15 protein-coding genes are annotated in these 19,745 nt (G+C 74.3%); 6 read left to right on the top strand and 9 right to left on the bottom strand.

Going from position 1 to position 19,745, the window contains the following annotated elements; translation table 11 throughout:
- Positions 1 to 106 precede the first annotated feature (106 nt).
- Positions 107 to 3,028, top strand: a complete 2,922-nt coding sequence (locus AC060K_RS15215) for an FAD-binding and (Fe-S)-binding domain-containing protein (protein ID WP_483766281.1) — start codon at positions 107 to 109, stop codon at positions 3,026 to 3,028.
- Between the two features lie 59 nt (positions 3,029 to 3,087).
- Here AC060K_RS15215 and AC060K_RS15210 read toward each other — a convergent pair whose 3' ends face one another.
- From AC060K_RS15210 to pdxR, 3 genes are all read right to left on the bottom strand, one after another.
- Positions 3,088 to 4,134: a PDDEXK nuclease domain-containing protein gene (locus AC060K_RS15210; protein ID WP_483766244.1), complete on the bottom strand. Its 1,047-nt coding sequence runs from the start codon at positions 4,132 to 4,134 to the stop codon at positions 3,088 to 3,090.
- A gap of 146 nt (positions 4,135 to 4,280) precedes the next feature.
- Positions 4,281 to 5,576, bottom strand: a complete 1,296-nt coding sequence (locus AC060K_RS15205) for a serine hydrolase domain-containing protein (RefSeq protein WP_483766243.1) — start codon at positions 5,574 to 5,576, stop codon at positions 4,281 to 4,283.
- 93 nt (positions 5,577 to 5,669) lie between these two features.
- On the bottom strand, positions 5,670 to 7,148 hold the full coding sequence (pdxR, locus tag AC060K_RS15200; protein WP_483766242.1) for a MocR-like pyridoxine biosynthesis transcription factor PdxR: 1,479 nt from the start codon (positions 7,146 to 7,148) through the stop codon (positions 5,670 to 5,672).
- An 88-nt stretch (positions 7,149 to 7,236) separates the two neighbouring features.
- Here pdxR and AC060K_RS15195 point away from each other — a divergent pair, with 88 nt between their 5' ends.
- Both AC060K_RS15195 and AC060K_RS15190 read left to right on the top strand, forming a co-directional pair.
- Positions 7,237 to 8,211 carry an aldo/keto reductase gene (locus AC060K_RS15195; protein ID WP_483766241.1) on the top strand — a complete coding sequence of 325 codons (975 nt, stop codon included), beginning with the start codon at positions 7,237 to 7,239 and terminating at the stop codon, positions 8,209 to 8,211.
- Between the two features lie 19 nt (positions 8,212 to 8,230).
- On the top strand, positions 8,231 to 8,845 hold the full coding sequence (locus AC060K_RS15190) for a nitroreductase family protein (protein WP_483766240.1): 615 nt from the start codon (positions 8,231 to 8,233) through the stop codon (positions 8,843 to 8,845).
- 236 nt (positions 8,846 to 9,081) lie between these two features.
- On the opposite strand, the gene AC060K_RS15185 is transcribed toward AC060K_RS15190, so the two are convergent.
- On the bottom strand, positions 9,082 to 9,819 hold the full coding sequence (locus tag AC060K_RS15185; protein ID WP_483766239.1) for a 2-phospho-L-lactate guanylyltransferase: 738 nt from the start codon (positions 9,817 to 9,819) through the stop codon (positions 9,082 to 9,084).
- Positions 9,816 to 10,742: a 2-phospho-L-lactate transferase gene (gene cofD, locus AC060K_RS15180; RefSeq protein ID WP_483766238.1), complete on the bottom strand. Its 927-nt coding sequence runs from the start codon at positions 10,740 to 10,742 to the stop codon at positions 9,816 to 9,818. Before cofD ends, AC060K_RS15185 begins: the two co-directional genes overlap by 4 nt.
- A 30-nt stretch (positions 10,743 to 10,772) precedes the next feature.
- Between cofD and AC060K_RS15175 the strand changes: the two genes are divergently transcribed.
- On the top strand, positions 10,773 to 11,096 hold the full coding sequence (locus AC060K_RS15175; RefSeq protein WP_483766237.1) for a thiamine-binding protein: 324 nt from the start codon (positions 10,773 to 10,775) through the stop codon (positions 11,094 to 11,096).
- Positions 11,097 to 11,148: 52 nt separating this feature from the next.
- On the opposite strand, the gene AC060K_RS15170 is transcribed toward AC060K_RS15175, so the two are convergent.
- The gene (locus tag AC060K_RS15170; protein ID WP_483766236.1) at positions 11,149 to 11,799 is read right to left on the bottom strand and encodes a LysE family transporter; all 651 of its coding nucleotides are present in this window, start codon (positions 11,797 to 11,799) and stop codon (positions 11,149 to 11,151) included.
- A gap of 173 nt (positions 11,800 to 11,972) precedes the next feature.
- On the opposite strand from AC060K_RS15170, the gene AC060K_RS15165 reads away from it, so the two are divergent.
- Complete coding sequence (locus AC060K_RS15165; protein WP_483766235.1) at positions 11,973 to 14,465, top strand: restriction system modified-DNA reader domain-containing protein; 2,493 nt, start codon at positions 11,973 to 11,975, stop codon at positions 14,463 to 14,465.
- Between the two features lie 27 nt (positions 14,466 to 14,492).
- Here AC060K_RS15165 and AC060K_RS15160 read toward each other — a convergent pair whose 3' ends face one another.
- The 3 genes from AC060K_RS15160 to AC060K_RS15150 all read right to left on the bottom strand — a co-directional run bounded on the left by AC060K_RS15160 (position 14,493) and on the right by AC060K_RS15150 (position 18,643).
- Positions 14,493 to 16,631, bottom strand: a complete 2,139-nt coding sequence (locus tag AC060K_RS15160) for a discoidin domain-containing protein (protein ID WP_483766234.1) — start codon at positions 16,629 to 16,631, stop codon at positions 14,493 to 14,495.
- A 135-nt stretch (positions 16,632 to 16,766) separates the two neighbouring features.
- Positions 16,767 to 17,588, bottom strand: a complete 822-nt coding sequence (locus AC060K_RS15155; protein ID WP_483766233.1) for an ABC transporter permease — start codon at positions 17,586 to 17,588, stop codon at positions 16,767 to 16,769.
- The gene (locus AC060K_RS15150) at positions 17,585 to 18,643 is read right to left on the bottom strand and encodes an ATP-binding cassette domain-containing protein (RefSeq protein ID WP_483766232.1); all 1,059 of its coding nucleotides are present in this window, start codon (positions 18,641 to 18,643) and stop codon (positions 17,585 to 17,587) included. Before AC060K_RS15150 ends, AC060K_RS15155 begins: the two co-directional genes overlap by 4 nt.
- 88 nt (positions 18,644 to 18,731) lie before the next feature.
- Here AC060K_RS15150 and AC060K_RS15145 point away from each other — a divergent pair, with 88 nt between their 5' ends.
- Positions 18,732 to 19,718 (top strand): helix-turn-helix transcriptional regulator, encoded by a 987-nt coding sequence (locus tag AC060K_RS15145; protein ID WP_483766231.1) that lies wholly within the window; start codon positions 18,732 to 18,734, stop codon positions 19,716 to 19,718.
- Positions 19,719 to 19,745: the final 27 nt, after the last annotated feature.

Genomic DNA, 19,745 nt, shown 5'->3' with positions numbered 1-19,745 from the left:
GGGGACGGCCGTCGGGACCAGGGAACCGGAGCGCGAGGCCGCGCAGGCCGAGGCGCGCCGCGCGGCGGACGCCGCGCGCGAGGCGGTCGCCACGGCGCTGCGGACCGTGGTGGGCTGCGGCGTGGACACGTCGACCCGCCGCCGGGCCGAGTACTCGACCGACGCGTCGAACTACCGGGTGGTGCCTGAGGCGGTCGTGTTCCCCGAGTCGGCCGACGACGTCGTCGCCGCCCTCGAGGTGCTGCGCGAGCTCAAGGTCCCCGTGACCGCGCGCGGCGCCGGCACGTCGGTGGCCGGCAACGCCGTCGGACCGGGCGTGGTGCTCGACTTCTCCCGCCGGCTCGGCTCGGTGCTCGCGATCGACCCCGAGGCGCGCACGGCGCGCGTCCAGCCCGGCACGGTCATGTCGACCCTGCAGAAGGCGGCGGCACCCCACGGGCTGCGCTTCGGGCCCGACCCGTCCACCCAGAACCGGGCCACCCTCGGCGGCATGATCGGCAACAACGCCTGCGGGCCGCACGCCGTGGCCTACGGCCGCACCGCGGACAACGTGGTGTCGCTCGACGTCGTGGACGGGCGGGGCCGCCGGTTCACCGCCGGTGCGGGCGATCCGACGTTCGCCGCCGTCCCGGGCCTCGCCGACCTCGTGCGCGACAACCTCGCGCTCATCCGGACGGAGTTCGGGCGGTTCGGCCGGCAGGTGTCGGGCTACTCGCTGGAGCACCTGCTGCCGGAGAACGGGTCCGACCTCGCCAAGGCCCTCGTGGGCACCGAGGGCACCGTCGTCACCGTCCTGGAGGCCACGCTCCGGCTCGTGCCGGTCGCGGGCGCCCCCACGCTCGTCGTCCTCGGCTACCCGGACATGGCCACGGCGGCCGACGACGTCCCGGCGCTCCTCGCGCACAAGCCCCTCGCCATCGAGGGGCTCGACGCGCGCCTGGTGGACGTGGTGCGCCGTGCGCACGGGCCCGCCTCCGTGCCCCCGCTGCCCGACGGCGGCGGCTGGCTCATGATCGAGGTGGGCGGCGAGACGCAGGACGAGGCCCTCGGGCGGGCCCGGGCCATCGTCGCGGCGGCGTCGACCTCCGCGGCCGAGGTGCTTCCCGCCGGGCCGGACGCCACCAAGATGTGGAAGATCCGGGCCGACGGCGCCGGGCTCGCGGGCCGTACGCCGTCGGGCGAGCAGGCGTGGCCGGGCTGGGAGGACTCCGCGGTGCCGCCCGAGCGGCTGGGCGACTACCTGCGCGACCTCGACGCGCTCATGGCGCGGTACGGCGTGGACGGCCTGCCGTACGGGCACTTCGGCGACGGGTGCGTGCACCTCCGGATCGACATCCCGCTGGAGACGTCGGGCTCGGTGCTGCGCACGTTCATGACCGAGGCCGCCGAGCTGGTCGCCAAGTACGGCGGGTCGCTGTCGGGCGAGCACGGTGACGGGCGCGCCCGCTCGGAGCTGCTGCCGCTCATCTACTCGCCGGACGCGATTCGCCTGCTCGAGCAGTTCAAGGCGTTGTTCGACCCGGACGACCTGCTGAACCCGGGTGTCGTCGTCCGGCCCCGGGCCGTGGACGAGGACCTGCGCCGGCCCGCGGCGCGGGCCGTGCCCTCGCGCCTGCCGATCGTCTCGACCGGTCCCGTCCCGGGCGGGGCGGGGGAGGGAAAGCTGCGCGGCGTCGCGAAGCGCGCCGGGTACGCGGGCTTCTCGTTCCGTCACGACCACCACGACCTCACCACGGCCGCCCACCGGTGCGTGGGCGTGGGCAAGTGCCGGTCCGTGGAGCCGGGGCAGTTCATGTGCCCGTCGTACACGGCGACGCGCGACGAGAAGGACGTCACGCGCGGCCGCGCGCGCGTGCTCCAGGACGCGCTGAACGGCACGCTCGTGGGCGGGCTGAGCGCGCCCGAGCTGCGCGAGTCGCTCGACCTGTGCCTGTCGTGCAAGGCGTGCTCGTCCGACTGCCCGGCGGGCGTGGACATGGCGCAGTACAAGTCGGAGGTCCTGCACCGCACCTACAAGGGCCGGCTGCGACCCGTGGACCACTACGCGCTCGGCTGGCTGCCGCGCTGGGCCCGCCTCGCGGGCGCCATGCCGCGGTTCCTCAACAAGGTGCTCGGCGTGCCGGGGATCGCCAAGGCCGTGCTGTGGGCGGGTGGCATGGACACGCGCCGGTCGGTGCCCCAGTTCGCCGAGGTGCCGTTCCGCACCTGGTGGAAGCGCGGGGGCGCCACCCACGGCGTGCCCGGGCTCCGCATCCTCGGGACGCCGGGCCGTGCCGCCCACAACGAGGCCGAGCTGGCCCGCCGGCCCAAGGTGGTGCTGTGGACGGACTCGTTCAGCGACTCCCTCGCGCCCAGCGTCCCGCAGGCTGCGGTGAGCGTCCTGACGGCCGCCGGATACGACGTGATCGTGCCCGACGAGAGCGCCTGCTGCGGCCTCACCTGGATCTCCACGGGCCAGCTCGACGGAGCCCGCCGCCGGCTCGAAGGGCTGCTGTCCGCGCTGGGTCCGTACGCCGTGAACGGCATCCCGATCCTGGGCCTGGAGCCGTCGTGCACGGCCGTGCTGCGCTCCGACCTGGTCGACCTGTTCCCGGAGGACCCGCGGGCGGTGGCCGTGCGCGACGCGACGGTCACCCTGGCCGAGCTGCTCACCCGGCCGGAGACGGCGCCCTCGGCGGAGTCCGGGTGGACCATGCCCGACCTGTCCGACGTCACGGCGGTGGTCCAGCCCCACTGCCACCAGTACTCCGTCATGGGGTACGGGGCCGACCGGGCGTTGCTGGAGTCGGCGGGGGCCACGATCAAGGTGCTCTCGGGCTGCTGCGGGCTCGCGGGGAACTTCGGCATGCAGAAGGGCCACTACGAGGTGTCCGTGGCTGTGGCGGAGAACGCGCTGCTCCCCGCCCTGCGGGAGGCGGCGCCGGGCGACGTGTACCTCGCCGACGGGTTCTCCTGCCGCACGCAGGCCGACCAGCTCGCCGGGGTGCAGGGCAAGGCGCTGGTGGAGCTCCTGGCGGAGCGGCTGTAGCGGGGGCGTGTCGCTGACCTGGCGTGCGCGACCGTCTGACGCCTCACCGCCGGGCCGCGTCACGCCTGGTGCTGTGCGAGCTCTGCGGCGACCACGAGCTCCAGTTCCTCCGGGGAGGGAAGGGCTGCTCGCTCCTCGGCCGTCAGGGTCGAGTAGGTGCTGACCGCGATCGGAGCTGCCGCACCGGCCAGACCATAACCGACCATGCGGTCGTTGCGCCCGGTGCACAGGAGGATGCCCACTGTCGGCGCATGCACCTCCCGGCGGAGCAGGTCGTCGACGACGGCAACGTAGGTGCCGAGCTGACCGAGGAAGGCAGGCTCGTAGGGCGTCACCTTCAGCTCGACGACGATGTAGCGCAACTGTTCGACGTGGAACAGGAGCAGATCGACGAAGAGCTCGTCCCCGTCGATGTCGAACCGCACCTGGCGCCCGACGAAGGCAACCCCCTTTCCGAAGGCGAGGAGCGTCTCCTGCACGCGGTCGATGAGTGCCTCCTCGAGCTCTCGCTCTCGGGCCTTCTTCGCGAGCGACACATGCTCGAAGACATATGGGTCACGAATCAGTTGCTGAGCCAGATCCGAGTCATGGTCCGTCAGCACAGCTTGGAAGTTCGTCGGGGCGGACCCCACCCGCGACCGGAGGTCGGAGTCGATCTGGTGCCGGAGAACGGCTCGGGACCAGCCCTCGGAGACGGCCCGGGCGGCGTACCACTCGCGCTCCTCGATCGTGCTGAGACGGTCGAGTAGCAGGTGCACATGGGTGAACGGCAATTGTGCAGCAGGCTGCTGCACAAACAGCCGTTCACTCGGCCACGTCTCGGCGAGCTTTCGCATGTAGTGGAGGTTGCGCCGGGACCACCCCCGCTGATCAGGGAACTCTTCTCGCAGGCGGGTTGCCAGCCGTTCGACCACCTTGGCACCCCAACCGTGGTGTTCCTGCCGGTCCAGGATGTCCTTCCCGATCGACCAGTAAAGACGAAGCATCTCCGTGTTGGCCGCAAGCATCGCCCGGATCTGGCTACCCCGGACACGACCCTTGATCTGGTCGAGCAGCTCGGCGAAGCCCTCGGGCTCGACATCCACATCTAGTTGAGTTGAGGTCATGCTGCCGATGAGACCACAAGAGCCGATCTCGTGCTCATCAAACTGCCGTAACGGCCTACTTTTGTGGATAACTCGTTGCATATGCGCAACGGCCTGAACGCTCGCGGGGTCGGCCGGTGTACCGGCCGACCCCGCGTCAGAGTCGATCAGCAGGTCGCCAGCAGCATCGGGACCAGGACCGCGTTGAGGTCGTACAGCGGCTCGTCGGACCAGAACGGGAAGGCGACGTCCCGCCCGGTGACGCCGAGCGTGACCGTGCGGGAACCGTCCGCCGACGTCAGGGCGACCGCCAGGGTGCCGTACGTGGCGCCGTCGTGCCCGTAGAGGAACTCGCCCGGGACGCACGGGTCCGGGACCCGGTAGACACCCAGGCCGTAGTCGGGGTTGGGGTAGTCGTCGACGGTCCGCGGGGTCAGCATGCCGGCCGTGGCCTCCTCGGAGACGAGGCCGCCCGTCACGAGCGCGGTGGTGAAGTCGGCGAGGTCCTCCGTGGTGCTCGTGACCGCACCCGCCGCACGGAAGAGGCTCGGGTCGAAGTGCTCCAGCGCGTACCAGCCGGCCCCCTCCGACCCGGTGTACGCGTACTCCTCGAGGAACGGGCCGCGGGTCCCGGGCTCCTCCGCGAGGTCGCTCTGCCGCATCCGCGCCGGGGCGAAGACCCGGTCCTCGAGCAGGTCGTCGATGTCGTCGCCGGTCACCCGCTCCAGCATCAGTCCCAGCACCACGTAGCCGGCGTTGGAGTAGGAGTACCCGGTCCCGGGCTCGAGCACCCACGGTGCCGTGCGGAGCACGCCGAGGTGGTCGGCCTCCGTGAACTCCTGCCCCACCACCTCGAAGTACTCGTCCACCGAGTTCGGGTCGGTCATGCGCAGCGCGACCAGCCAGTCCGTCCCTGTCGGGGCCCCGGACCGGTGGCTCAGCAGCTGCTCGATCGTCACCTCGGGCGGCACGACCCCGGGCAGCACCTCCTCCACCCGGGTGTCGAGGGACCACGTGCCCTTCTCGACCTCCTGCATCACCAGGGTGGCCACCATGGGCTTGGTGATGCTCCCCACGCGGAAGCGGTCCTGGGGGCGAGCGGGAGCCCGGCCGCCCCGCTCGCGGGTCCCGGCCGCCCCTGCCCAGGTGCTGCCCGGTGTCTCCACGCGCGCGGAGACAGCCACGGCGCCGTCGGCCACCAGGGCGTCCAGCGCCTGGTCGAGGTCGAGGTGGGCGGAGCCGTCGGGACGGGGCTCGGACTGGGCGCGGAGGCCCGGCGCCGACGCCTGCGCGGACGCCCGCTCCGCGGCGTCGGCCACGAGCGCCGCGATGCTGCTGGGGCTGTCGGCGACCGGGGTCGCGGGGTCGGTCTGCGCCTGCGCGGCGCCTGCGGCCGCGAGCGGCAGGGCCAGGGCCACCACCGCCGTGGCGGCGATCCTCGTACGACGGGTCGTGCGATCCATGGGGATCCTCCTTCGTCTCGACGTGACTCCATCCTGTCGGCCGAGCGGGCCGTGCGGATCAGCCAGAAGGACGAGTCCGCGCAGGTCAGGGTCCTACGCGAGACGGAGGGCCGCCTCGACCGCCTCCGCCAGCCTCCGCACCGCCTGCTCCAGGCGGGCGTCCGCCAGGTTGCCGTAGCCGAGCACCAGCACCGTGGAGCGGGCAGCCGGGGCGGCCTGGTAGCGCCGCAGGTCCGCGACCGACACGCCGCGCGCGGCCGCCTCGCGCACCACGTCTGCCGCATCGGGCCCGGCTCCGAGGTCCACCACCGCGTGCAGCCCCGCCGCGATCCCCCGCACCCGGACGCCCGGCAGCTCCCGCCCGAGCGCGGCGACCAGCGCGTCCCGCCGGCGCCCGTACCGGGTCCGGGCCGCGCGCAGGTGCCGCCCGTACGAGCCGCCCGACAGGAGCCGCGCGAAGGCGAGCTGGTCCAGGGTGGAGGGCGCCGGCGTCGGGCCGCTCGCGGCGGCGACCGCCGCCCGCCACCGGGCCGGGACCACCGCCCAGCCGAGGCGGAACGCGGGAGCGAGCGTCTTGCTGACCGACCCCAGGAGGAGCACGCGGTCAGGGTCCAGCCCCTGGAGAGCGGCGACGGGGCGGCGGTCGTAGCGGAACTCGGCGTCGTAGTCGTCCTCGACCACGACGCCGTCCACGTCGGACGCCCAGGCGAGCAGCGCGGCCCGGCGTTCGTCGGACAACGCGGACCCGGTGGGGAACTGGTGCGCCGGGGTCACGAGCGCGGCACGTGCGCCGGTGCGGGCCGCGGCGTCGACGAGCGCGCTCACGTCGACGCCGTCGTCGTCCACCGGGACGGGGACCGGCGTGAGGCCGCGGGCCGCGGCGACGTCGCGCAGCGGCGCCCAGCTCGGGTCCTCGACCAGGAGGTGCGTGTGCCCCGCCCGGGCGAGCGCGGTCGCGACCCGGTCCATGCCGTCGGCGGCGCCGCGCGTGAGGACCACCGCGTCCTCGGGCCCGCCGGCCATCCGCGCGCGGCGCAGGTGCCCCGCGACCGCGGCCCGTGCCCGCGGGTGGCCGCTCCACGGCTGGCCCGCGAGGTCGTCGTTGCTCGCCTCGGCGAGCGCCTCGCGTGCGGCGCGGAGCCAGGCCTCGCGGGGTACGTGGCGCAGGTCGGGCACGCCGGGGGCGAGGTCGTAGGGCGCGCGGGCGACGGCGCTCTCGAGCGGTGCGGGCACGGCTCGCCCGGTTCGTGCGGCGGCCTTGCGCCGGTCCGCGGTGGTGGCGGTCGGCGGGCCGACGGCGGCGCTCGCCGCCACGCGGGTGGCCGATCCGGTGCGCGCCTCGAGAAAGCCTTTGCCGACGAGGTGCCCGTAGACCTCGGTGACGACCCAGCGGGAGATGCCGAGCGCGTCGGCGAGCGTGCGGCTCGGCGGGAGGGCGGTGCCCGGTGGGAGCCGGCCGGAGGTGACGGCGTCGATGATGCCGCGCTCGAGCCGGTTCCGGAGCGTGCCGGGGCCGGTGGCGAGGGCGAGCAGCACGTCGGCCTCGGCGGGATTGGTCTGGTTCCTGCTCATGGGATTGGACCGTACTACCGGACCGATCCGTCCCTAGCGTTGAGGTGCCGCGCGGGGCTGGCCCGCACGACGCACGAAGGAGATATCGATGCAGTACCGCACGCTGGACAACGGGCACACGTCGTTCGAGGTGTCGACGCTGTGCCTCGGCGCGATGAACATGGGCACCACCACCGACGAGGAGACGTCGTTCGCGATCCTCGACCGGTTCGTCGAGGCCGGGGGAACGTTCATCGACACCGCGAACAACTATGCCGTCTGGAACGGCGGGTACGGGCGCGACTCGGAGGACCTGCTCGGGCGCTGGATGGCGGCGCGCGGCAACCGGGACGCCCTGCGCATCGCCACCAAGCTGGGGGCGGCGAAGAAGGACCCGGCGCTGCCGTTCTCGCCCGCCAACTTCCAGGGGCTCTCGGCCGAGGTGATCGGGCGCGAGGCGCACGAGAGCCTGCGCCACCTGGGGATCGACCGCATCGACGTGCTCTACGGGCACGTGGACGACCTGGAGACTCCGCTCGAGGAGACGGTGGGGGCGTTCGGCAAGCTGGTCGACGAGGGAGTGGTGGGCATCCCCGGCATCTCGAACGTGGCCGTGTGGCGGGTCGTGGAGGCGCGAGAGACGCAGGCCCGGCTCGGCGTGGCGCCGTACGGGGTGGTGCAGCAGTCGCACAGCTACGTCTACCCGCGGCCCCTGCCGGTGCGGACCGACTGGGCCACGTCGGAGCTCCTCGGCTACGCGGCGTCCACGGGCGTGGACGGCCGGCCGGGGCTTGCGGTGGCGGCGTACTCGCCACTGCACCAGGGGGCCTTCGCGCGTGACGACAAGCCGTTGGCCCGGGGTGCCGACCACCCGAGCTCCCGCGAGCGCGTGACGCTGCTGCGCCAGGTGGCGGCAGAGGTCGGCGCGACGCCCAACCAGGTGGCGCTGGCGTGGCTGCTCGGTGGCGAGCACCCGGTGATCCCGGTGGTGGGCGCGAGCACGGTGGCGCAGCTCGACGAGATCCTCGGCGCGGCGGACCTGGTGCTCGACGAGGAGGTGCGAGCGCGGCTCGACGCCGCGTGACCTGGGGCAGGATGGCCGCATGGAGTTCCAGGACGTGGTGCGCAAGCGCCGGATGCACCGCCGTTTCACCGCTGAGCCCGTGCCTGAGGAGGCGGTGGACCGCATGGTCCGCAACGCAGTGCGTGCGCCCAGCGCCGGCTTCTCGCAGGGGTGGGCGTTCGTGGTGCTCGACCGGCCGGAGGACACGGGCCGGTTCTGGCGGGCGGCCTCACCGGCGTCGGGCCGGGACCTGTCCTCCTGGCTCGCGGGGATGTCGACGGCGCCCGTGCTGATCCTGGCGCTCGCGTCGAAGGCCGCCTACCTGCGGCGGTACGCCGAGGGGGACAAGGGCTGGACCGACCAGGACGAAGGGCGCTGGCCGGTGCCGTTCTGGCACGTCGACGTGGGCATGGCGTCGCTGCTCATCCTGCAGACCGCGGTGGACGAAGGCCTCGGGGCGTGCTTCTTCGGGGTGGCGCCGGACGAGGTCCCGGCCGTCCGCGCCGAGCTCGGCATCCCGGACGAGTTCGAGATCACCGGGGTGGTCGCCGTCGGGCACCCGGCGGACGGCGGGTCGGCCGGCTCCCCGGCCCGCCGCACCCGGCGCCCCCTGGACGAGGTGGTGCACCGCGGCGGCTGGACCGCGCGCGGCTGAGCCTCAGGGCTCCTGCGAGACCGGCGGGGCGACCCGGCCCATCGTGCCGGGGAGGCCGGCGTCCCGTTCCCCGGCCGCGGGCCGCTTCATGGACGTCGGGCCGCCCGCGCCGAAGGCGGGCGACGTCAGGACACCTGCGCCCCTGGCGATGTCACTCTCCGTCCACTCTGTGTACGGAGAGTGACAACACCAGCACACCTACTGTCTCTGTGGCGGCCACTCCCGCGGCTCCCGCCTCAGCGGGTCGCGCCGAGGCGCGGCACGTCCTGCCCGACGGCGGCCCGCACCGAGTCCGGCAGCTCGTCCCAGTCGTCCATGGTGTCGAGGTCGACCGCCGTGCCCGGCCGGCTGACCGTGACGTGGCGCAGCCCCAGGCGCGCGGCCTCGGCCTCGTGCGCGGCCCGGCTCCCCGGCCCGAAGCGGAACCGGAAGCCGGTCGTCCCGGGGAGGGACAGCAGATTGGTGCCCGTACCCAGCCGGTCCGTCGCCACCACCACGTCCGCCTCCTCGGCGAGGAGGGCGGCGACGTCGTCGCCGCGGAGCGCCGGGAGGTCGGCGTGCGCCACGAGCAGCCGCGGCAACCGGCTGGCGCCGCCAGGCTCGCCCGGGCCGCCCGGGCCGCCCGGGCCGGCCGGGCCGCGCAGGTGCTCCCGCGCGACGTCAAGGGCAGCGTTCAGCCCGGGCCGGTCGACGGGCTGGGGGAGCACCTCGAACCCGTCGATCCCGGCGAGGGTCGCACGGGCGAACTCCGGGTCCGCCGTCACGACCACCACGCGCTCGACCGCCCCGACCCCCACCAGCGTCGTCACCACGTGCCGGGCCAGGACGGCGACCAGCCGGGTCCGGGACGCCGGGTCCAGCACCGACGCGAGCCGCGACTTGCCCGAGACGCCGTCGCGCAGCGGGACCACCGCGACCACGGTGCCACCAGCCCCCGAGCCACCAGCCGCCAGGCCACCAGCCGCCAGGCTCACGCGAGGGCCAGGAGGTCGCGCGCCAGGCGTTCGCGGCCCGCCGGGCCGCCCATGATCGTGTCCGTCACGAGCACGTCGAGCCCGAGCGCCTCGATGGGGCCGGCGAGTGCTGCGTCGGCGGTGTCGATGCACATCACGTCGACGAGCCCGGCGTAGAGGCGGGCGACGCCGAGGGCCGACACCTCGTGCCCCAGGGTCTCGAGGATCTGCGCGGCCGGGCCCTTGATGGCCTGGCCCCCGACGATCGGGCTCACCGCGACGCGGCGACCGGTCGTCCCCGCGAGCGCGTCCCGCACGCCGGGCACCGCGAGGAGAGGGTGGATCGAGAGGAACGGGTTCGACGGGGCGAGCACCACGAGGTCGGCCCCGGTGAGGGCGGGCAGCACGCCGGGGGCGGGGCGGGCGTCGTCGGCCCCCTGGTAGGTGAGGCCAAGGACGGCGTCGGCGTGCCGCCTGCCGACGAAGTACTCCTGGAACCCGAGGCGGCCGGAGGGGGTGTCCACGAGGGTGGCGAGCGGGTCGTCCGTGACGGGCAGCACCCGGGGGCGGACGCCGAGCGAGGACGCGATCGCAGCGGTCACCGCCGACAAGGGCTCACCGCGGCGTCGCCGGGCCGTCCGCACGATGTGCGTGGCGAGGTCGCGGTCGCCGAGCGTGAACCACGTGTCCTCGCCGAGCCGGGACATCGCGTCGAGCGTTGCGTAGGTCTCCCCGCGGAGCCCCCAGCCGCGCTCTTCGTCGTTCAGGCCGGCGAGGGTGTAGACGACGGTGTCGATGTCGGGGGAGATGGCCAGGCCGTGCAGCTCGGTGTCGTCGCCGACGTTCACGACCACCGTCAGGTCGTCGTCACCGAGCGCGAGGTCGAGGCCGTGGGCCAGACGGGCGCCACCGACGCCGCCGGCGAGGAGGGTCACTCGTGTCACGTCCTGAGCCTACGTGCCACGATGGGTGCCATGGCCGTCTTCGCGTTCTCCGTCGCCCCCATGACCGCCGGCGAGTCCGTCGCCGAGCACGTCGCCGAGGCTGTCCGCATCGTCCGGGAGTCGGGCCTCCCGAACCGGACCACGTCGATGTTCACCGAGATCGAGGGAACCTGGGACGAGGTGATGCCGGTGATCCAGCGAGCCACCGAGACCATCGTCCGCGCGGGCTACCGCACGTCCCTCGTGGTCAAGGCCGATCTCCGGCCCGACGGCCGCACCGGTGAGCTCGACGGCAAGATCGCCCGCGTGGAGGAGCGGCTCGCCGACGACGAGGCCGAGACCGGCCACAGCTGACCCGCCCGGCGCCCGGCCGGGCTCGGCCGACGCCGCCATCACGACACCGCCATCACGGCACGAGCATCACGACCGCCAGCGCCACCATCAGGGCCGACGAGACGAGGGCCGTCGTCAGCCGGCCGCGCGGTCCGGACAGGGCGCGGCCCAGCAGCGTCCCGCCGAGGGCGAGCGCCAGCTGCCACGACGCCGAGGCGACCCAGGCTGCGGCCCCGAACGCCACCGCCCCGAGGAGCCCCAGCCCTGGCCCGAGCAGTCCTGGTGCGGCACCACCCGCCACCACCACCGCGAAGAACAGCACGGTCGCGGGGTTGACGGCGGTGATGGCGACGAACCGTGCGAACGCTCGCGGGACGGTGAGGTCCGCCGGCGCGGTGCGCGGAGAGCGAACGGGGTCGCGGTCGCGCCAGGCTCGGACCGCACCGGCTGCCCCGTGGACGGCGATGCCCACCAGGACGACCGCGGAGGCGATCTGGAGCTGCAGCGCCACCGGTTCCACGAGGCGCGTGACGGCCGCCCCGAACAGGCCGGCGAGGAGGGCGTAGACGCCGTCGACCGTCGCGATGCCCAGCGCTCCCGCGGCGCCGACCCGCCAGGGATGCCGGGCCGCGACGCCCACGAGGTACGTGGCGACGGCCCCGACCGGCAGCGCCACGGCGTACCCGGCCACGATGCCCGCCCACAGGATGGGCACCAGGTCCATCAGCGTGTGGCGGCAGGGCGGGGCATGAGGGCAGTATGAGTGCCTTCCTGCCGGTAGACAAGTATCACGATCTGGGTGGTCCCGGGCGTTTCGGGACCCCTCAGCACCGCCTTGTAGGCTATGCCGGACCGTGGCCACGGGGGCTACAGGTCAGGACCCCGGGAGCTTCCCCTATGCCACTGTTCGAGGTCGACGCCACACGGCCCCTCCTCGTGCAGTCCGCGCGCGGTGGCGCGGGCGGCGAGCCCGGTGTCCACACGACGGCCCACAGGGTGGTGGAGTCGCACATCGACGGCCTGCTCGGCGAGCAGGTGTTCCCGATCGCGCAGGGCACGAGCCCCGACGAGCCCCACCTCCTCGCGCTCGACGCGGCCGGGTCCCCGGTGGTGGTCGAGCTGGTCGCGGAGCTCGACAAGGAGAACCTCACCAAGGCGCTCGACCACGCCGGCGCCGCCGGGCGCCTCACCCGCGGCGAGCTCGCCGAGCGGTACCACGGCGGCCCGCAGGCCTTCCCGCACGACGTCGCGGAGTTCTACGACAGCGTCCCGGTCACGCGGTCGCAGCACAGCAAGGGCAGCGGCGCGCGCCTCATTATCATCTGCCAGGAGGCGCCCCAGGAGATCCTCAACGCGGTGGACTTCCTGCGGCAGCCGTCCATGCCCGTCGAGGTGCTGAAGATGGGCGTGGTCCACTCGGCCGACGGCCGCCGCTTCCTCGACGTCTCTCCGCTCGTCATCCACCTCCCGCCCGGGCTCCCCATGCCCAAGGGCAAGCAGGCGGCGGCGGTGCCGCCGCGCCCGGCAGCGGCGGCCACGACGGGAGGCCAGGCCCAGGAGGCCTTTGCCGAGGGCGTCAAGGTGGGGTACGCCCTGACCGGCAAGATGCCCGTGATCGCCCAGGCCCCGCAGCAGCGCGGCACGACGGCGGAGCGCACGCCCGCAGACCGCCGCACCCCGGGCGCCGAGACGGTCGCGGCCGCGCCCGCGCCGACGGTCGCGAGCCTGCGGGCCGGGCTCCGGCGCTCGGCCGCGGACTCCGACGCGCCGGCTTCCCCCGCGGCTCCGGTGGACCGCCCCGCCCTCCCGGCGGAGAGCTCGCCGCGCGCCGGCGCGACGCGCGCCTCCCGGGCGGGCATGACCCGGGGGGCCGTGGCGCGAGCGGCGCTCGCCACCGGGGAGGTGGCGGCCGCCGACGTCTCGGACGGTCACGGTGGCAGGTCCGTGGCCGGCATGCGTGCCAGCCTCGAGGCGAGTGGTGCGGGCGGTGCAGCCACCGCGGCGGCAGCCGCCGCAGCCGCGGCGCCGGGGGTGCCGGACGCGCAGCTCGCGGAGGCGTCGGCGGCGCCGGCTGCAGGGGCCGGGACCCGGGCCGGCCGACGGGCGCGCGCGGCGGCTCAGGAGGCGAGCCGCACGGCTGCGGAGCCCGTGCCGCAGCCTGCGGCGCCCGAGCCCATCAGCGGCAGGCCGGCGCTGTCGACCCGCCGGTCGGAGGTGAGCGAGGCGATCCCGACCATCCCGAGCCCGCCCGCCCCCGAACCGCGCCCGGCAGTCGAACCGCGCCCCGCGCTCGAGCCGCGCCCCGCCCCGCCTGCCCGGGCGGTGGAGCCGCAGCCGGAGCCCGCACCGCGCCGCCGGTCGCGCTCGGACCGGTTCTCGGGATCGTCCGACACGCCGTCGGGCGGATTCGCGTCGCCCGAGCCGTTCGACTCGGTCGTCCCGCCGCCCGCCGCCGTGCAGCATGCCCCGGTGCCGCCGCCTCCGCTCGTGGACCAGGTTCCCCCTGCGCCCGTCCCGGAACCCGCGCAGGACCTGTGGCAGCCGCCCACCTACGACGCCCCGCCCGCCGAGCCGCGTGGCGGAACCGGCTACGAGCCGTCCGGCTACGCCGCCGAGCCGGACGTACCCGCGTTCGTGACGTCCTTCGAGCCGCGGCCGAGCTTCGACGCGGCGCCCACCTACGACCAGCCGCCGGCGGCGCCCACCTACCCGGCTGCGCCGCCCGCGTACGACCAGCCGCAGGCGTACGACCAGCCACCGGCACCGCCCACCTACGAGACCGTTCCCGCGTACGACTCGTACGCGTGCTCGCCGGCCGACGACGGCTACGGCCGGGGATACGACGCCGCCCCCACCCCGGCCCGTGGCTTCGCCGCCTACCCCGCCGAGCAGTACGAGACGGGCTATGGCGACACCCCGGCGCAGGGTTACCCGGCGCCGTTCGAGCCGCCCTACCTGGGAGCGCCTGCCGCCCCCGAGCCGGACGACCGCCCGTGGGAGCAGGGCGCCGGGTACCAGCCCGACCCGTACGACGCGCAGGCCTATCCGGCAGCGGGGTACGAGGAGCCGACGGTCCCGGTCCCTCCGGGCATCCGCACGGACACGCCGATGCTCTTCGAGGAGGAGGACGACCCGGACCTGGCGGCCCTCGCCCACAGCATCGGCGTCCCCACGCGGATCCTGTGGTCACGCCCGCGGCGCGGCCAGCACTACGAGGCGGTCCTGTACCCGGACGGCACCATCGAGCTGCCCGACGGCGGCCGGTTCCGCCACCCGGACACCGCCGCCACGGCGGTGTCCGGGTCCTACACGGCGGACGGCTGGAGCGTCTGGCGCCTCGGTGAGGAGGGCCCCACGCTGACGGAGGCCTTCCGCCTGCGCTTCTCCTGAGCCCTCACCCTCGGCGAAGCCGGGTGGTTACTGGTAGACGCGCACGTAGTCCACGACCATGCGTGACGGGAACGGCGTGGACGCGTCCGGCGCACCGGGCCACGCCCCGCCCACGGCGAGGTTGAGGATCATGTAGTGGTTGTGGTCGAAGATCCACGGCCCGCGGGTGGACTCCACGGTCGCCCTGGACGCGTAGAAGACCTCACGGCCGTCCAGGAAGTAGCGGATGCCGTTGCTGTCCCACTCGTCGGCCCAGACGTGATACCCGTCGGACAGCTTGGCGCCGCCCGGCAGGCCGTAGCTCTGCCCGTAGCCGCCCGCCCCGTTGTACGCGGGGGCGTGCAGGGTGGAGTAGGCGGTGGCGGTGTCCTGGCCGAGCACCTCGAGGATGTCGATCTCGCCGTTGTAGGGCCAGGGGCGGCCCTCCAGGAAGTCGGAGCCCATCATCCAGAACGCCGGCCACAGACCCCGGCCCTCCGGCACCTTGACGCGGGTCTCGAACCGGCCGTACTGCGTGTTGAACGTGCCGGACGTGTTCATGCGGTGCGAGGTGTACTGCCGTCCCTCGTACGCCTGGCGGCGGGCCTCCAGGATGAAGTTGCCCTGGCCGTCGTGGAACCCGTTGCCGCTGGGGGTGTAGTACTGCTCCTCGCCGTTCTGCGGCACGCCAGGGTCGATGGTCCACTTCGCGGTGTCCGCGGGCGTGTTGGCGGGAGCGTTGAACTCGTCGGCCCAGACGAGCCGCAGGTTGCTGAAGTCGGGGTTCGCCGGCTCGGCCGGAGGCGCGACGGGTGCGCCGCCCGTGCCGAACACCTGGAACTCCCACAGGGAGTAGCCGTAGGCGCTGGAGCGGTCGGTCATGTGGACGCGGACGTGGCGGCCGTCCGCGTTCAGGGGGATGGTCTGCTTGAACCCGGCGCTGGTCGTGGTGCTGTAGACCGTCTGCCAGGACGTGCCGTTCGCGGACACGTCGATGCTGTACGAGGTGGCGTACGCCGGGTCCCACTGCAGCACGACGCTCGTCACGTGGGCCGTGGCGCCCAGGTCGACGGCGATCCAGCCCTCGTCGACCCAGCCGGTCTCGGGGCTCGTCGCCCAGCGGCTGGCGGGGTCGAGGTCGAGGGCCTCGCCCGGGAAGCACTCCCAGCAGGCGCTGCTGTTCTCGCTGCTGGAGGCGGTGCCGGGCTTGTTGTAGGAGAGCAGCCGCGAGGTGCCCGACGGCGGGGTCGGCGACGGGCTGGGTGACGGCGTCCCGCCGCCGGTGCCGAACACCTGGAACTCCCAGAGGGAGGCGCCGTACCCGGTGCCGCGCTGGGTCACGAAGAGCCGCACGTAGCGCCCGCTGCCCGACACGGCGAACGACTCGTCGCCGCCGGTCCCGTTGGTCTTCGTGTGGATCGTCGACCACGCGGCCCCGTCGTTCGAGACCTCGATGCGGTAGCCGGAGGCGTAGGCGCCCTCCCAGTCGAGGGCGACCCGGCCGAGGGCCTGCACCGTGCCCAGGTCGACCTGGATCCACTGGTTGTCCGCGGCGGCGCTCGACCAGCGGGTCCCGCCGTCGCCGTCGACGGCGTTCGTGGCCACGCTCCAGGCGAACTCCGTTCTGGAGGCCGTGGCCGGCCGGCCCTGGCTCAGCGGTGACCCGGAGGCGGGCGGCGGCGTGGACGTGCCGCCGCTGCCCTCGAACACCTGGAGCTCCCACAGCGAGACGCCGTACTGCGTGCCCCGCTGCGTGACGAAGAGCCGGACGTAGCGTCCGCTGCCCGAGACCGTGAGCGACTCGTCGCCGCCGGTGCCGTTGGTCCGGGTGCTGACGGTGGTCCAGTTCGTCGCGTCGTTCGACACCTCGATGCGGTAGCCGGAGGCGAAGGCGCCCTCCCAGTCGAGGGCGACCCGGCCGATCGACCGGACGGAGCCGAGGTCGACCTGGATCCACTGGTTGTCGGCCGCGGCGCTGGACCAGCGGGTGCCGGTGTCGCCGTCGACCGCGTTGGCGGCCCCGCTCCAGCCGAACTCCGTGCTCGAGGCGGTGGCGGGCCGGCCCTGCGAGATGTTGTCGCCCGGTGCGGCGGCCGCGGTGGTCTGGGCGGCCAGCCCGAGGGTGAGGAGGGTGACGACCGCGGCCGTGGCCGCGAGTAAGCGTCTGGGCGTGCTGATGCTGCGCATGACGTGCTCCTTCGAACGTCGAGGGTGGATGCGAGAGCGCTCTCTCGCATCCACCCTGAGGGACGAAGGGGACACGGTCAAGAGGGTGAAGCCCATTTACTTACAGACCTGTCAGCAGCCCGTCGCGGCAAGGGGTCAGTCCGCCGAGCGGACCATCGCCCGCACCCCCACGAGGAGCCCTACGGCCGCCGTGAGCACCGCAGCCACCCAGCCCCACGCCACGGCCGACGACGCCACGTCGCCCGCGAAAGCCGCCCGGCCGGAGTCCACGACGTACCGGAGCGGGTTCACGGACGAGACGGCGCGCATCCAGGCAGGCCCGGTCTCCAGCGGCAGGAGCATGCCGGAGAGCATCATCACCGGGAACAGGACCGTCTGCTGCACCACCCAGAACATCCACTCCTGCTTGCGCACCGCCAGCGCGAGCGCGTAGGACAGCGAGCCGACACCGATCCCGAGCACCGCGAGCTGCGCCAGCATCACGACCGCGCCCAGCGGGTCGGGCCGCAGGCCGAACGCCAGCATGACCAGCAGCACCAGCACCGACTGGGCGACGATCGGCACCACCTCCTTGAGCGCGCGCCCCACCAGGAGGGCCGGGCGCGAGAGCGGCGTGACGAGCATCCGTTCGTGCACGCCGGACGACAGGTCCAGCTGCAGGTTCGAGCCCGTCACCGACGTGCCGAACAGCGTGGTCATCGCGAGCACGGCCGGTACGAACCAGAGCCAGACGTCACCGCCGAGAGTGCCGCCCGCGCTGCCCACGAGCAGCGGGCCGAACAGGCCGAGGAACACGAGCGGCTGCACCAGGCCGAACACGAGCGAGAACGGCTCGCGCACCACAGGCCGCAGCTCGCGCACCAGGACGATCCGCGTGTCGCGCAGGAAGCTGCGCCGGGGAAGCGTCCGCACGGCGGGGGTGGGCGGCGTGCTCGGGGTCAGGGTCGCGGTGCTCATGCGACGACCTCCTTCGGGGTCGGGCGGGTGGTGGCGTCGGAGGCGCCGGGCGCGGGGGCGTCGCCGTCGGGCGCCGGGGCGTCGTCGTCGGCGACCGCGGCCGACTCCCGGAGGCTGCGGCCGGTGAGCGCGAGGAACACGTCGTCGAGGGTGGGTCGCGTGACGTCCACGCGGGTCACGTCGATGCCGGAGGCGTCGGCGGCGCGCAGCAGGCCCGGCGTCGCGCCGGGGCCGTCCGCCGTGCGGATCTCGACCACGCCGGCCTGGGCGCGGACCGAGCGGGTGCCGGGGGCGCGGTCGGCGATGGCGGCGAGCGTCGAGGCCTGGCCGGGGTCGACGCGGACGGTCACCAGGTCGCCCGCGAGCTCCGCCTTCAGCGCGTCGGCGGTGTCGTCGGCGATGACCTGCCCGTGGTCCACCACGAGGACGCGCTCGGCGAACGTGTCCGCCTCGTCCAGGTAGTGGGTGGTGAGCACGATGGTCATGGGCTCGGCCGCCGCGGTGCGCATCCGCAGGATGTGCTCCCACAGGTTGGCGCGGTTGTGCGGGTCCAGCCCGGTGGACGGCTCGTCGAGGAACAGCAGCGAGGGCGAGTGGACCAGGCCCACGGCCACGTCGAGGCGTCGCCGCTGCCCGCCGGACAGGCTCTCGACCTTCCGGTCGGCCTGCTCGGTCAGGTCGAGCACCTCGAGGAGCTCCGCGGCCCGACGGCGTGCCGCACGCCGGTCGAGGCCGTAGACCTCGCCCTGGGTGACGAGCTCGTCGCGCACCCGCTGGGACGCGCCTGCGGCGTTGCCCTGGCCCACGTAGCCGATGGCGGCGCGGACCCGGTCCGGGTGGGCGGTCACGTCGTAGCCGGCCACCTCCGCCGTGCCCGAGGTGGGCGGGATGAGCGTGGTGAGCATGCGCAGCGTCGTCGTCTTGCCTGCTCCGTTGGGGCCGAGGACGGCCACGAGCTCGCCCGGCTCCACGTCGAGCGAGATGCCGCGGACGGCATGGACGGTTCGGGTGCGGCTCACCACGAAGTCCTTGGTGAGCTCTCGGGTGCGGATCACGATGCCTCCAGGTCGGGTTCGGTACGTGCACCACTCTTGCGGCAGTAGCGGTCAGGTCCTGTCCTCTGTTGCATGCGATCCTCGATTCATGCTCGAGACCTCCGGACGCCTCCTCACCCTGCTGTCGCTCCTGCAGGCCCGACGGGACTGGCCCGGCCCGCTCCTCGCGGACCGGCTCGGTGTCAGCCCCCGGACCGTCCGCCGCGACGTCGACCGGCTGCGCGAGCTCGGCTACCCGGTCAACGCCACCAAGGGCCCGGACGGCGGCTATCGCCTCGAGGCGGGCGCCGACCTGCCCCCGCTGCTGTTCGACGACGAGCAGGCGGTGGCGCTGGCGGTCGCGCTGCGGACCGGGGCCACGCCCGGTGCCGAGGAGGGCGCACTCCGGGCGCTCGCGACGATCCGGCAGGTGATGCCGGCCCGGCTGCGGGCGCGGCTCGACGCGCTGGAGGTGACCAGCGTGCGCCGTCGGCCCTCGCCCGCGGAGCCGGTGAACCCGGACCTGCTCCTCGCGCTGGGCTCCGCCTGCCAGGCGCGCGAGGTGGTCCGGTTCGACTACGAGGGCGGCACGAGGGCGGCCGTGGGCGACGGCGAGGCGGCGTTCACGCCACCGCGGCGGGTGGAGCCGCACCACCTCGTCACGTCGGAGGGCAGGTGGTACCTCGTCGCGTTCGACCTCGACCGCGACGACTGGCGCCTGTTCCGGATCGACCGGCTCGCCCTCCGGTCAGGGACCGGGCCGCGGTTCACCCGGCGCGAGATCCCGGGCGGGGACGTGGCGCGGTTCGTCGGCGAGCGGCTGAGCCGGTCGCAGTCACCGGTACGGGGCGAGGCCGTGCTCCACGCGCGGGCCGACGTCATCGCCCCGTACGTGGGCGCCCACGGCCTGTGCGAGCCGCTGCCCGACGTGGACGGCGCGCCCCGCTGCCGGGTGGTGCTGGGGTCCTGGTCGTGGGGCGGGCTCGCCGGCTACCTCGGGGTGTTCGACGTGCCCTTCGAGGTGGTGGGCCCGCCGGAGCTCGTCGAGGCTGCCCGCACGCTGGCGGACCGCTACGGGGCTGCCCTGCCGGGATAGGGCTCGCCGAGAACAACATTGCGCAGG

The organism is Antribacter sp. NEAU-D49 (assembly GCF_057158775.1).
Note: the sequence above shows the minus strand (reverse complement) of the source record. Positions and strands in the feature narration are given on the sequence as shown.

Bases quoted from the DNA above. Each gene is read 5' to 3' on its own strand.
- AC060K_RS15190 (WP_483766240.1), top strand. From the start codon at position 8,231: ATGGAGTTCCAGGACGTGGTGCGCAAGCGCCGGATGCACCGCCGTTTC.
- pdxR (WP_483766242.1), bottom strand. From the start codon at position 7,148: ATGAGCAGGAACCAGACCAATCCCGCCGAGGCCGACGTGCTGCTCGCC.
- AC060K_RS15155 (WP_483766233.1), bottom strand. From the start codon at position 17,588: ATGAGCACCGCGACCCTGACCCCGAGCACGCCGCCCACCCCCGCCGTG.
- AC060K_RS15170 (WP_483766236.1), bottom strand. From the start codon at position 11,799: ATGGACCTGGTGCCCATCCTGTGGGCGGGCATCGTGGCCGGGTACGCC.
- AC060K_RS15160 (WP_483766234.1), bottom strand. From the start codon at position 16,631: ATGCGCAGCATCAGCACGCCCAGACGCTTACTCGCGGCCACGGCCGCG.
- AC060K_RS15205 (WP_483766243.1), bottom strand. From the start codon at position 5,576: ATGGATCGCACGACCCGTCGTACGAGGATCGCCGCCACGGCGGTGGTG.
- AC060K_RS15210 (WP_483766244.1), bottom strand. From the start codon at position 4,134: ATGACCTCAACTCAACTAGATGTGGATGTCGAGCCCGAGGGCTTCGCC.
- AC060K_RS15145 (WP_483766231.1), top strand. From the start codon at position 18,732: ATGCTCGAGACCTCCGGACGCCTCCTCACCCTGCTGTCGCTCCTGCAG.
- AC060K_RS15195 (WP_483766241.1), top strand. From the start codon at position 7,237: ATGCAGTACCGCACGCTGGACAACGGGCACACGTCGTTCGAGGTGTCG.
- AC060K_RS15165 (WP_483766235.1), top strand. From the start codon at position 11,973: ATGCCACTGTTCGAGGTCGACGCCACACGGCCCCTCCTCGTGCAGTCC.
- AC060K_RS15175 (WP_483766237.1), top strand. From the start codon at position 10,773: ATGGCCGTCTTCGCGTTCTCCGTCGCCCCCATGACCGCCGGCGAGTCC.